Origin of the sequence: Peptoniphilus olsenii, from assembly GCF_040545475.1 — a bacterium.
Taxonomy (GTDB): Bacteria; Bacillota; Clostridia; order Tissierellales; family Peptoniphilaceae; genus Peptoniphilus_A; species Peptoniphilus_A olsenii.
In genome coordinates this window covers 19,932-32,716 of record NZ_JBEPMA010000001.1, presented here as the reverse complement: position 1 = coordinate 32,716, position 12,785 = coordinate 19,932, and the positions used below count along the sequence as shown (strand labels likewise).

Annotated in this window: 14 protein-coding genes; 1 reads left to right on the top strand and 13 read right to left on the bottom strand. The window is 28.0% G+C overall.

Annotated elements, in window-relative coordinates; all coding sequences use genetic code 11:
• Nucleotides 1–8: 8 nt before the first annotated feature.
• From rplS to ylxM, 7 genes are all read right to left on the bottom strand, one after another.
• Entirely contained in the window at nt 9–356 is a 348-nt protein-coding gene (gene rplS / locus ABID14_RS00155) for a 50S ribosomal protein L19 (protein WP_354366408.1), read from the bottom strand.
• Nucleotides 343–1,086, bottom strand: a complete 744-nt coding sequence (gene trmD, locus ABID14_RS00150) for a tRNA (guanosine(37)-N1)-methyltransferase TrmD (protein ID WP_354366406.1) — start codon at nt 1,084–1,086, stop codon at nt 343–345. The genes rplS and trmD overlap by 14 nt, the downstream gene beginning before the upstream one ends.
• Nucleotides 1,083–1,586 (bottom strand): ribosome maturation factor RimM, encoded by a 504-nt coding sequence (gene rimM / locus ABID14_RS00145; protein WP_354366404.1) that lies wholly within the window; start codon nt 1,584–1,586, stop codon nt 1,083–1,085. Before rimM ends, trmD begins: the two co-directional genes overlap by 4 nt.
• Nucleotides 1,570–1,806: a KH domain-containing protein gene (locus ABID14_RS00140; RefSeq protein WP_354366402.1), complete on the bottom strand. Its 237-nt coding sequence runs from the start codon at nt 1,804–1,806 to the stop codon at nt 1,570–1,572. The genes rimM and ABID14_RS00140 overlap by 17 nt, the downstream gene beginning before the upstream one ends.
• A 26-nt stretch (nt 1,807–1,832) precedes the next feature.
• Nucleotides 1,833–2,138, bottom strand: a complete 306-nt coding sequence (gene rpsP / locus ABID14_RS00135) for a 30S ribosomal protein S16 (RefSeq protein WP_354366400.1) — start codon at nt 2,136–2,138, stop codon at nt 1,833–1,835.
• Nucleotides 2,139–2,203: 65 nt separating this feature from the next.
• Nucleotides 2,204–3,541 carry a signal recognition particle protein gene (ffh, locus tag ABID14_RS00130; RefSeq protein WP_354366398.1) on the bottom strand — a complete coding sequence of 446 codons (1,338 nt, stop codon included), beginning with the start codon at nt 3,539–3,541 and terminating at the stop codon, nt 2,204–2,206.
• A 13-nt stretch (nt 3,542–3,554) separates the two neighbouring features.
• On the bottom strand, nt 3,555–3,908 hold the full coding sequence (ylxM, locus tag ABID14_RS00125; RefSeq protein ID WP_354366396.1) for a YlxM family DNA-binding protein: 354 nt from the start codon (nt 3,906–3,908) through the stop codon (nt 3,555–3,557).
• A gap of 152 nt (nt 3,909–4,060) precedes the next feature.
• Here ylxM and thiT point away from each other — a divergent pair, with 152 nt between their 5' ends.
• Nucleotides 4,061–4,582, top strand: coding sequence for an energy-coupled thiamine transporter ThiT (thiT, locus tag ABID14_RS00120; RefSeq protein ID WP_354366394.1), 522 nt, complete (start codon nt 4,061–4,063; stop codon nt 4,580–4,582).
• 194 nt (nt 4,583–4,776) lie between these two features.
• Here thiT and ftsY read toward each other — a convergent pair whose 3' ends face one another.
• The 6 genes from ftsY to plsX are packed head-to-tail and all read right to left on the bottom strand — an operon-like array spanning nt 4,777 to nt 12,678.
• Complete coding sequence (gene ftsY, locus ABID14_RS00115; RefSeq protein ID WP_354366392.1) at nt 4,777–6,171, bottom strand: signal recognition particle-docking protein FtsY; 1,395 nt, start codon at nt 6,169–6,171, stop codon at nt 4,777–4,779.
• An 11-nt stretch (nt 6,172–6,182) separates the two neighbouring features.
• A complete protein-coding gene (smc, locus tag ABID14_RS00110) occupies nt 6,183–9,704 on the bottom strand; it encodes a chromosome segregation protein SMC (protein WP_354366390.1) in 3,522 nt (1,173 codons plus the stop codon).
• Nucleotides 9,695–10,762 carry an elongator complex protein 3 gene (locus ABID14_RS00105; RefSeq protein ID WP_354366388.1) on the bottom strand — a complete coding sequence of 356 codons (1,068 nt, stop codon included), beginning with the start codon at nt 10,760–10,762 and terminating at the stop codon, nt 9,695–9,697. Before ABID14_RS00105 ends, smc begins: the two co-directional genes overlap by 10 nt.
• The gene (gene rnc, locus ABID14_RS00100) at nt 10,755–11,456 is read right to left on the bottom strand and encodes a ribonuclease III (protein WP_354366386.1); all 702 of its coding nucleotides are present in this window, start codon (nt 11,454–11,456) and stop codon (nt 10,755–10,757) included. The genes ABID14_RS00105 and rnc overlap by 8 nt, the downstream gene beginning before the upstream one ends.
• Nucleotides 11,457–11,465: 9 nt before the next feature.
• Nucleotides 11,466–11,690, bottom strand: coding sequence for an acyl carrier protein (locus tag ABID14_RS00095; RefSeq protein ID WP_354366384.1), 225 nt, complete (start codon nt 11,688–11,690; stop codon nt 11,466–11,468).
• Between the two features lies 1 nt (nt 11,691).
• Nucleotides 11,692–12,678, bottom strand: coding sequence for a phosphate acyltransferase PlsX (gene plsX / locus ABID14_RS00090; protein ID WP_354366382.1), 987 nt, complete (start codon nt 12,676–12,678; stop codon nt 11,692–11,694).
• Nucleotides 12,679–12,785 lie beyond the last annotated feature (107 nt).

Sequence of the window (12,785 nt, the reverse complement as noted above, 5' to 3'; positions counted from 1 at the left end):
TCCCATTCTTAGTAGTCAACTCTTTCTTTAACTTTAGCAGACTTACCTTGTCTTTCTCTAATATAGAATAACTTAGCACGTCTAACTTTACCTCTTCTATTAATAACAAGTTTATCAATTCTAGGAGAGTTTAATAGAAAAGTTCTTTCAACTCCAATACCATAAGAAATTCTTCTTACAGTGAAAGTTTTTCTTGAGCTTTTTCCTTGTACTTTAATGACAGTTCCGTCAAAAACTTGAACTCTTTGTCTATTTCCTTCAATAATCTTGTAGTGAACACTCACTGAGTCCCCTACTTTCACATCAGGTAAATCTTTATTGATTTGTTCTTCTTCAATAGCTCTAATTATATCCATTATCTTTACCTCCTTCCAGTAAATCGTTTAATATTTGTGTTTCTTCTTCATTTAAAGTTTTGTTTTTTATTAAATCAGGTCTTTTAAGCAAAGTATTTTTTATTGATTCTCTGAGTCTATATTTTCTAATCTTTTCGTGGTCTCCAGAAAGTAATATTTCTGGTACAGTATATCCCCTAAAGTCTTTTGGTCTTGTATATTGAGGATGCTCTAAAAGTCCATTAAAATGTGATTCATCTGAAAAAGAATCTTCACATGCAAGTACTCCATCAAGTAGTCGAGTGACCCCATCAATGACAACCATTGATGCAATTTCACCACCAGTAAGCACATAATCCCCTATAGAAATCTCCTCATCAACATAATTATCAATCACACGTTGATCAATTCCTTCATAATGACCATTTAACAAAATTAAGTGTTCTTCGTCTCGAAGCTCTAATAATTTTTCTTGTGTTAAAACTTTTCCTTGCGGAGATAAATAATATACCTTTGATTTATCACTTTTACAAGATTCAATAGATTCAACAATTGGTTTCGCCTGCATTAGCATACCAGGACCACCACCATAAGGATAATCATCAACTTGTAAATATTTATTAATTGCAAAATCTCGAATATCAATGACTTCAAAGTCCAATATTTTATCATTAATAGCTCTACCAACCATAGAATAATTAGTCAAACTTCTAATAAAATCCGGAAAAAGTGTCAATACACTTATTTTCATAAAATCATTCCTTCAATTAAGTCCACTATAATATCATCATCAATTGATTTGACAAATTCTTTAACAGCCGGTATTTGTATAATTTTTTTATCCTCAGTTTCAACTACAAAAACATCATTTGCTGGATATTCAAATATATCATTTAATATGCCAATATATTTGCCATTTAAATCAAACACTTTTTTCCCTATTAAGTCAGATATAAAAAATTCATCTTTATCAAGATTTATTCTCTCGTCATCTGGGATATAAATATTTTGAGTTTTAAGTGGTAATACTTTATTGATATCTTCATTTTCATCAAATGTTATATATACAAATTTAGCATAACGAACTTTTTTGATTTTATATTTTACTAGATTATTTCCAACATAAACTTCAGATAAATCAGAAAATCTTTCAATATTTGAAGTATAAGGCTCTATTTTCAATTCGCCTTTAAGGCCATGAGTATTTATTATTTTACCTATACAAGTAAAATCATCAATTGTTTTCTTCAATTTCTAAATTAACCTTTAAATTTTCTTTAAGAGAAATAGCCTTCAAAATTGATCTAATAGCTTTGGCAATTTTGCCTTGTTTGCCTATTACCTTGCCCATATCATCAGCTGCTACCTTTAAAGTAATATCAACATAATCATTATCTTGGTTCACATCTATCGCAACTGATGATGGATCCTCGACTAAAGATTTAGCAATATATTCTATTAATTCAACCATATCAGTTCCTCCAAACATATTTATGCTTATTCAGTAGCCTCTGATTCTTTATTTTCTGTTGTTTCTTCAGAAACTTCAGCTTTAACTGTAGAGTAAATAGAGTTTTCTCTGAAAAGTCTATCTACAGTATCAGTAGGTTTTGCACCATTAGCTATCCATTTATTAGCTTTTTCGGAATCAACTACAACTTCTTTTGGTTGAGTTAGCGGATTGTAGTAACCTATTTCTTCGATAAATCTACCATTTCTAGGACTACGAGAATCTGCTACAACAATTCTATAAAATGGTTTCTTTTTAGCTCCCATTCTTCTCAATCTAATTTTAACTGCCAAATCATTCACCTCCACATAAAATTTATATATAAATTAATTTTTAATTAATATATAACAACTATTAATTAAAATGGAAAAGGCATCTTAAACCTTTTTTTACCCATTTTCTTGGACATATTGCCAAATTGTTTCATCATTTTTCTCATATCTTTAAATTGTTTAATTAGCTTATTTACTTCACTTGGACTAGTACCAGAACCTTCTGCTATTCTTTTTCTTCTAGAAGAGTCAATAATCTCAGGTTTAATTCTTTCTTTTTTTGTCATAGATAAAATTATAGCTTCAACTTTAGCAAATTCATTTTCTGATAAATTAATGCCTTTTAAAGCCTTTGAATTTACGCCTGGAATCATTCCAAGTAAATCTTCAAGTGGACCCATGTTTTTCATCTGTTGCATTTGGTCGAGAAAATCCTCAAAAGTAAAAGTAGATTTTCTTAATTTTTCTTCTAATTCTTTGGCTTTCTCTTCATCAACTGCACTTTGTGCTTTTTCAATTAAAGAAAGGACATCGCCCATACCTAAAATTCTAGATGCCATTCTGTCTGGGTGAAAAACTTCAATATTATCCATCTTTTCACCACTTGCAATATATTTTATAGGTACATCTGTTACAGCTCTAATGGAAAGAGCAGCACCACCTCTAGCATCACCATCAAGTTTTGTCAGTACAACTCCTGTAAGTTTTAGAGATTTATCAAAAGATTCAGCAACATTGACTGCATCTTGACCAGTCATAGCGTCTAATACCAATAATATTTCAGAAGGATCAACTTCTTTATTGATATTTTGAAGTTCCTCCATTAAATTTTCGTCAACATGTAGTCTACCAGCAGTATCAATTATTACAACATCATTTCCATTTTTCTTTGCGTGCTCCAAAGCCGCCTTAGATATATCAACTGGTGATATCTTATCACCCATGGTAAATACTGGAGTATCTACTGACTCTCCAACTACTTGTAGCTGTTTAATAGCAGCTGGCCTATAAACGTCACAGGCAACAAGCAATGGTCTTTTGCCATCTTTCTTGAGTTTATTAGCTATCTTACCACTTGTTGTAGTTTTACCTGCACCTTGAAGACCACACATCATGATAATAGTAGGCTTTTTTGAAAAATCTATTTTTACTTCATTTGTTCCCATTAAATTTGTAAGTTCTTCATTTACAATTTTAATGACTTGTTGACCCGGAGTTAAAGATTCTAATACATCTTTACCTAAAGCTCTTTCTTTTACACCTTTAACAAAATTTTTAACAACTTTAAAGTTTACATCAGCTTCTAATAATGCAAGCTTTACTTCACGCATTGCTGCATCGATGTCCTTTTCAGTTAGTTTCCCTTTGCCCGTTAGCTTCGAAAGAGTGTTTTGCAATTTATCCGATAGTCCTTCAAATACCACAAATCCACCTCCATTATTCAAAGATTAATTCTTCAATCTTATTTACTGTTTTTATATCTATATTTTTATTTTTCTTAAGTTCTGAAAATAATGATTTTAATTTTTTATTTCTGTCACTATTTACGCTTTCTTGAAGTCGAGTTTGTTCAAGAAGATGTAGTTTAGACTCATAGTCCTGTAGATTATTTTCAGCCCTTTTGAGATTGTCAAAAACTGCCTGTTTAGAAATATTGAGTTCGTCAGATATTTCATTTATGGAACAATCATATACATAATACATATAAGCAGCTTTTTTCTGTTTCTCAGTAAGTAGTGAGCCGTAAAAGTCCAATAATGAATTCATAATAAAAAATTTATCTTCAGCCATCACACTCACCTCGATTTTATTATAATATTTTATATAGGTCAAGTCTTTTGCTTGACCTTAATTATTTTAACTAATAATTTTAATAATGTCAACTATTTTTTTAGCTTTACACATATTTTTTTATGATATAGAATGAGATAGAGGTGAAGAAATTGAATAAAAAAACCTATATTCTTACAAGCGGTGCAGTAGTTCTAGCTATGGCACAAATACTATCTTATATTAAATTTTTCGAGCTTCCACAAAGTGGATCTGTAACTTTAGCTTCAATGGCTCCAATTTTATTTTTTCCATTGATTTGCGGACCAAAATATGGACTGATTACGTCATTTACCTACGGTATATTACAATTTATACTAGGTGGAACTTTTTATCATCCACTGTCTTTATTACTAGATTATTTTATTGCATTTGGTGCACTTGGTATTACAGGATTTTTTACTAGAGATTTAAAATCTTTTATTGCAGGTTCTGCTTTAGCGATGTTTTTAAGATATCTATGTCATTTCTTGAGTGGATTCCTAATTTTTGCTGAGTATGCACCAGCTGGTCAATCCCCAATAATATATTCTGCAGTTTATAATTCTTTTATACTAGTTGAAGCAATTATAACAATTCCTGTTTTAATAATTCTTTATAAAAAAGTATTACCAAAAATTAAAAGAGTTATTTAATTTTAATTTGTATTTTAGAGGCGTTTCTAATAATTCGAAATTAAAAAGTGTAAACTGACTAAGAAAACTTATATTATAAAATTTTACTTTTTGACTATTTTTAAATTGATACTAGTATAATTTTTTAAATATATCAGAATAATTTTCAAAAAAATAATAACCCCTAAGCTTTGAAGTTTAGGGGTTATTATTTTTTATTCAAAAATTGCTTCTATAAAATTGTTTAAATTGAAATCTTGTAAATCGTCTATGCCTTCTCCTACACCTATCAATTTAATAGGTATATCTAATTCAGATTGTAGAGCTATTACTACGCCACCTTTTGCTGTACCATCTAGTTTAGTTAAAGCTATACCAGTAATTTCACTGGCTTCTTTAAATGTTTTAGCTTGATTCATTGCATTTTGTCCAGTAGTTGCATCTAGAACTAAGAGAGTTTCTCGATTGGCTTCAGGGTAATTTTTATTTATGATTTTATTTATCTTTTCTAGTTCTTTCATTAAGTTTGATTTATTGTGAAGTCGCCCAGCTGTGTCAATAATTAATATATCATTGCCTCTAGCTTTAGCTGCTGCAATAGCATCGAAGACAACCGCTGCAGGATCTGAACCTTCATCATGACTAATTATATCAACATTTGCTCTATTTCCCCATTCTTTTAATTGATCTATGGCAGCTGCTCTAAATGTGTCTGCTGCACATACAAGGACAGATTTGCCTTCTTTTTTAAATCTTTGTGATAATTTACCTATTGTCGTTGTCTTTCCAACACCATTTACGCCTACTATTAGAATTATAGTTGGAGGTTCTGTAGTTAAACTTGAATTCAAATCTGGATTCATCAGTTTTTTAGCTTCTTCCATTAGTAATGGTTTTACTTTCGTTGGATCATTAATTTTTTCTTGGATAATAGTATCACGAAGATTGTCAATTAATTTCATAGTGGTATTCATACCTATATCAGCTGAGATTAAAATATCTTCTAAGTCTTCAAGCATTTCATCGTCAATTTTTACATAATTACCTAAGACAGTATTGATTTTTATTCCAACTTCTTTTCTTGTTTTTGTCAAACCAGTTTTTAGTCTTTCAAAAAAACTAGGCTTTTTATTTTCTTCTTCAACTTGTTCTATTTCTTCTTGAGATTTTTTAAATTCTTCCTTATATTCTTTATTCTCTTCTTCTAATGAATCTATATATTTATCTTCTGCTTGAATTTCGTGTTCTTCTATTTCTTTGAAGTCATTTTTTACTTCTTCACTTTCAGAGAGTTTTTCATCTTCTTCGTTGTCTTTAAATTCTTTTCTGTATTTTATGTTTTCATCTTCTGTTGAATCTGATTTTTCACTTTCTTTTTGAACTTCATGTTCTTCTATTTCTTCTAAATCAGTTTTTATTTCTTCACTTTTTGAAAGTTTATCATATTCTTTATCTGTTTTAAATTCTTTTTCAAATTCTAGATTTTCCTTCTTAAAATCTTCATCTGTTTTTTCAGCTTCAATATTTTTATCTGTCTTTTCTTCTAATAATTCTTGTTGAGTTTTTTCTTTTTCATCCAAACCTAATTTTTCTTTTATCCACTTAAACATTAAAATACCTCCTAATCATTTAATTTAACAGAATACATTGTACTTATACCTTTTTCTTGCATAGTTACACCATACATGCTCTTTGCTATTTCCATCGTAAGCTTTCTGTGTGTTATAATTATAAATTGTATATTTTCAAGAGTCATTAAATACTCAGCATATCTTTTAATATTAGCATCATCTAGAGCTGCATCAATTTCATCAAGTATACAAAATGATGCTGGTCTAACCTTTAATAGAGCAAATAATAGGGCAACTGCCGTCAGAGCCCTCTCTCCTCCAGAAAGCAAACTCAAAGATTGAAGTTTTTTTCCAGGTGGTGAAGCTTTAATCTCAATTCCTGATTCTAATAAATCACCTTCAATATTAATTTCAGCATTTCCACCATTAAATAATATTTTAAAAATATTTTGAAAATGATCAGAAATTTCTTTAATAGCGTCTTTAAAACTTTTTTTCATTTCTGAATCTAGTTTATTTAAAATATTCTCTATTTCATTTTTGGCTTCAATTAAATCATCTCTCTGTTTTGAATAAAAATTCAATCTCTCTTTTACCAATTTATGTTCATCAATAGAACCAATATTTACTTCCCCATAATTTTTTACCCTGCGTCTAAGAGTTTTTACCACTTTTTCAGGTACTTCTTCTATTTCACTTAAATTTAGTAAGTCCTCTTCACTAATATTATATTCTTCGAATATTCTGTTCTTTTGAGTATTAATGATCTCTTCTTTAACTTCAATTTTATATTTTTGATTTTCACGTTCATTTTTATTATTTAAAATATTTTCGTTAATTGTTACAATTTCTTCTTTGTGAGTATTTAATTCTTCATCATTTTGAAAAATTATATCTTCTATTTCAGAAATATCTTTTTTAATAGTGGAAATTTCATTCGCTAATGCATCAGATGAAGTTAAGCTTTCTTCATATATACTAATTTTTTTATCTAAAAGTTTGTCATTTACCATCAATTGCTCGTCTAAATTTTGAATTTCATTTTTTAAGTCTTCAATTGAATTTTGAAATCTCTCTAATTCCAGATTATTATATGAAATTCGTTCTTTGTTTTCTTTTTGCAATAATATAATATCTAGACGTTGTGATTTTATTTTTTCAAATTCATTTTTAATATTAATAAAATTATCATCTTTATCAGTAGAAGAATCTATATCTTTAAGCTTAAGAATTTTCTCTTCAAGTAACAATTCATTGTCTTTTAATGTCTTAATATCTTCGTGAATACTGTTCTCAATTTGTGATTTTTCATTTAAATATCTTGATAAATAATCCTCATTAATTTCATTACTTTGATTATTTTTTAATAGATTATTTTCAACTATCTCTATTCTAGATAATATTGAATTATATTTATCTTTTAAATTAATAAGGTTTTCTTCTTTTAATTTAAACTCTGTCATTTTAGATTTTAATGTTTCTTCTACTCCTTTTTTAATCAAAGATAAGTTTTTAAGTTCTTTAATGTATTCTTCTATCTCGTTTTTTCTCTGGATAAATGAAGTATTGAACGTATTCAAACTACCACCAGTGATGGCACCAGAAGTGTTAAAAACTTCACCTAACAATGTAACAACTTTGATATTATATTTTCTAGAAATATAAGCTCCATTTTTATAATTATCTGCTATAAGAACATATCCTAATAGATTTTCAAATACATCCCTAAATTTATCATCAAATTCAATCAAATCTGAAGCTACACCTATAGCTCCCTTATCATTAATTATTTTAGATGTCTTTCTACTTTTAACTCTGTCTAAAGGCAAAAAAGTAATTCTGCCCATCTTATTATCATTGAGTATTTTTAACATTTTTTGAGTTTGAGTGGTATCACGAACAATAATATTTTGAGCCATTGAACCTAAAGCAACAGTAATTGCTTTTTCATACTCTTCTAAAACTTTAAATTTATCTCCAACTGGTCCATAAAGTGAATCATTAAATAAATTTCTATTTTTACAAAAATTCATAAAAGTTTTTACAGATCTATTGTAGCCTTCGAAATTAGATTCCATATTTTTTAAAATTTTTAGTTTTGCATTTTTTTCATTAATAGAATTATCTAATTCATTTAGCTTAGAATTTTCGTTCTGACAAAATTTTTTAAAATTAAGAATAGCAGATTCAAGTTCGGTTACTTCAGTTTTAATTTTTGTTTTATTATCAATTAATTTGGACTTTTCTTCTGAAAGTTCATTAATTAATTCTTTAAATTCAATTTTATTATTTTCAAATTTGACTATATTATTATCAATAGATGACTTTCTATTCTTTTTGTCCTCTATCATAGCTTGCAAAGTTGTATTTCTAAATTTTATATTTTCAATATCATTTTTTAAAGTATTTCTACTAGAATTTTTTTTAGATTCATTTTTTTCAATTGTAGCAATTTCTTCAGCCTTTAAAGATATAGTTTCATCTAAATTATTTAACCTCGATTGAAGATTAGCACTTTCTTTATCAAATTCTTCTGCTTTGTTTCGAAGATCTAAAAGAGTATTTTCATTAGACTCAATGTTTTTAGTTTGTTCCAATTTTTCCGTATTTAATCTTTCTATATCTCTTTTTAAAGATTTTAATTGCTCGTCTAAAACACTAGATTTTACTTTCAACTCTTCAAAAATAGAACTTTTTTCCTCAAGTTTAGTTTTTTTATTTGAAAGAGTCTCTTTATTTTCGACTGATAATAATTCAATATTATTTTTTTTATCTACAAGGGATGATTTCCTAATTTCTAAATTATTGTATTCTACTTCTAAATTATCTATTGATGTGGAGAGCTTGTCTATATCTTCATTCAATATACTAATTTTTTGAGACACAAAATTAATATCAATGTCTTTTAACCTGTTAAAATCTTCTAAATATTTTTTTGCTTTTTCAGCTTGTTTATTTAAACTTTCTTCCTGGTTAGAAATCTCAGTAAGCAAATCTTCAATTCTTATAAGATTTTCTTCAGTTTTCAATAATTTATTTTTTGATTGCACTTTTTTATATTTAAATTTAGAAATACCAGCTGCTTCTTCAAAAATAGCTCGTCTATCTTCTGGTCTGGAGCTTAGAACAGATTCAATTTTTCCCTGACCAATTAACGAATAACCATCTTTACCAATACCAGTATCCATGAACAATTCTTTTATGTCTTTTAAGCGGCATTTTTTGTTATTTATTAAAAACTCACTTTCCAAAGACCTATACATTCTTCTAGTTACAGATACCTCGTTATAAGGTGTATCTAATGTTCTATCAGAATTATCAAAAACAATAGTAACTTCGGCCATACCCAAAGGCTTTTTATTGTCAGTTCCAGAAAATATAACATCTTCCATCTTACTTCCTCTTAAATTTTTGACAGAAGTTTCACCTAAAACCCAAGTTATAGCATCTGTAATATTACTTTTCCCACTTCCGTTTGGACCAACAATAGCCGTGATGGATTCATCTAATTCAATTTTAGTTTTATTCGCAAAGGATTTGAATCCTTGCATAGTCACACTTTTTAAGTACATATTATATTCATCCTATAATAATCTCTAATGTCAATAATTTCATTTTTAATAGAAAAAATCTCTATTTCAAAATCAGATAAATTATCTTCAATTAAATTTAATTTTTTAATCTTAAGTTCATTAATTATATTTTGTTTATTAATTCTTTTTTGGCCGCTTATATTAGAAATATTTTTGCCACTTGCTTTTATTATAATTTTTTCCTTTATATTATTGCTAATCTTGAAATAGTTAATAAGAGCTTTCCTTATATAAAAAGATTCGACAAATTGCCTATAAGCAGGATGAAATGCACCAGCAACAACATCTTTTTCAAAATTTATATTCTCTGTAGCTTGTAACCCCACTCTAATTACATTGATATTTGCTTTATAATAAATATCAAGGATATCTGCAACTATTGGTATAGATTCTTCCAAATCAAGGGAAGAATATTCTCCACATTTATATTTATAATTTAGGGCTGTATCTTTAATTACAAGAGTAGGATAAATTCTAACACAATAAGGATTTAGCTTTACAAATTCTTCTGCAGTCAAAATTGATTTACTATAATTATCTCCTGGCAAACCTATCATCTGTTGCAATCCCAGTTTAAATCCATATTCTTTAATTAGTTTGCTAGATTCATAGACAACTTTAGAATTGTGTCCTCTGTTAGATAACTTTAGTACCTCTTCGTCTAAACTTTGAACTCCAAGCTCTATAATATCGACAGAGTATTTCTTTAGATTTTGTAAAATCTCGTCATTTATGGCATCTGGTCTTGTTGATAATCTTATTTCATTTACAAGGCCTATATTTTTAAAAGAACAAGCAACCTTTAGTAGTTCACTCTGTTCTTTAATATCTATAGCTGTAAAACTACCTCCATAAAAAGCAATTTCAACATTATCTTTTCTTTTAAAATAAGAAAGATATTCCAAAATAGTTTTTTCAACATCACTACTTGAAATATCTGTTGATGCTCCTGTGATTTTTCTCTGATTACAGAAAACACAGTCATTTGGACAACCATAATGAGGCACAAAAATAGGGATAATATTCTTTTTAGACAAAATTAGTACCCTCCAAATCATCAATTGCTGCTTTTGCAGCCATTTGTGTGGCTTTTTTCTTAGTTTTTCCTGAACCTTTTCCAACTACTTTGCCATCAATCTTTAGATGGGAATAAAAAGTCTTATTATTGTCAGGCCCTTCTTCTTTTACAATCTCATATTCACAAATTTTTCCATATTTTTGAACAATTTCTTGAAACTCAGTTTTATAATCTCTACTGATATTTTTGATAACATCTTCATTTATATAAGAATTAAAAAGTTCTAAAACTATATTTTTTGCACATTCAAATGAAGAATCTAAATATATAGCACCAATTAATGCTTCTAAAGCATCAGAAGAAGTTGACTCTCTATTTCTCCCACCGTTTTTTATTTCACCATTCCCAAATAATATTGAATCACCAAGATTTATCTCTTTTGAAATCATATATAGAATATGTTCATTGACAGACTCAGATCGGAGTTTAGAAAGATAACCCTCAGATTTTTGAGGATATTTTGTATATAAATATTCACCAATTACAAGATCAAGGACTGCATCACCCAAAAACTCTAATCTTTCATTACTCTCAAAGTGATGCATTTTATTTTCATTGACATAAGAACTATGAGTTAATGCAGATTTTAGTAATTTTAAATCTTTAAAAGAATATCCAATTTTATTCTGAATTTGTACTAATCTCTTACTCATAGTGAAACTCTATTCTATATCTTCTAAATAATCAATTACATCGCCAACAGTTTCAAATTTAGATAAATCATCTTCAGAAACTTCAATATCATATTCTTCTTCGATACTCATGATAAGTTCAACCAATTCGATGGAATCAGCGTTTAAATCATCTTGAAAAGACATACCTTCATCTAAATCATTAACTTCCATATTAAATTCTTCAGCTATTAATTTTAAAATTTCTTCTTTCACTTCATTCATCTCCAATTCTTAATTTAATTTTATTAATTACATCGTTCTTACCTACATCTAATGCATATTTAGCAGCGTTCTTTATAGCTAGTGAGTTTGAACTTCCATGTGCTTTAATAATATTTCCATCAATTCCAAGCAGTATAGTTCCACCGACTTCTTCAGAATCCAAGTTCTTTAATTGTAACTTAATCATATTAATAAGCTTTAATTTTAAATCATCATCAAACTTTGATTTTTCAACTTCACTAAATATAATATTAACTAAAAAACCAACTATTCCTTCTATAGATTTTAATAAAATATTGCCATCGAAGCCATCACATATAACTAAATCACATTCATTATCTGTTATATCTCTAGCCTCAATATTACCATAAAAGTTTAATTTTGATTCTTTTAATAATTTATAAGTCTCTTTTGCTAAATTATTTCCTTTGCCTTCTTCAGATCCTACATTTAATAATCCAATTTTTGGATCATTTATTTGATAATGTGATTCTAAAAATATTTTTCCAAGTTCGGCAAATTGCATAAGTAATTCAGGATCTGTGTCCATATTTGCACCTGAATCAATTAACATTGTTTTAGAGTTTACACCAGGAAGTAATACAGGCAAAACTCCACGTTTAATCCCTTTGATACGTCCAACTATAAATAGTCCTCCAGCCAATAAAGCGCCAGTACTTCCGGCAGATATAAAAGCACAATCTTTATTTTCTTTTAATAAATTAAGAGCCACCACTATTGATGAATTCTTCTTTTTTCTAATAGCAAAAGCTGGATCTTCGTTATTTTCTATATTATCTGGAGCATCTATAATTTGTATTTTATTCTCATTATAATCTAATCTACTTAATATTTCTTCAGCATAGTTTTTTTCGCCAACTAAAATAATATCAGTATTAAATTCATTAGAGGCATCTAACGCTCCCTTTATTATTTCTTCACGGTTATCTCCGCCATTTATATCAAAAATTAATTTCATTATTACCTCCTACTAGCCTTATCTTAATATATATCATAGATTAAAAAAAATCAATAATTTAACAGTCTTTGAATTAAAAAAGTGCAAGACGAATCTTGCACTTAAAA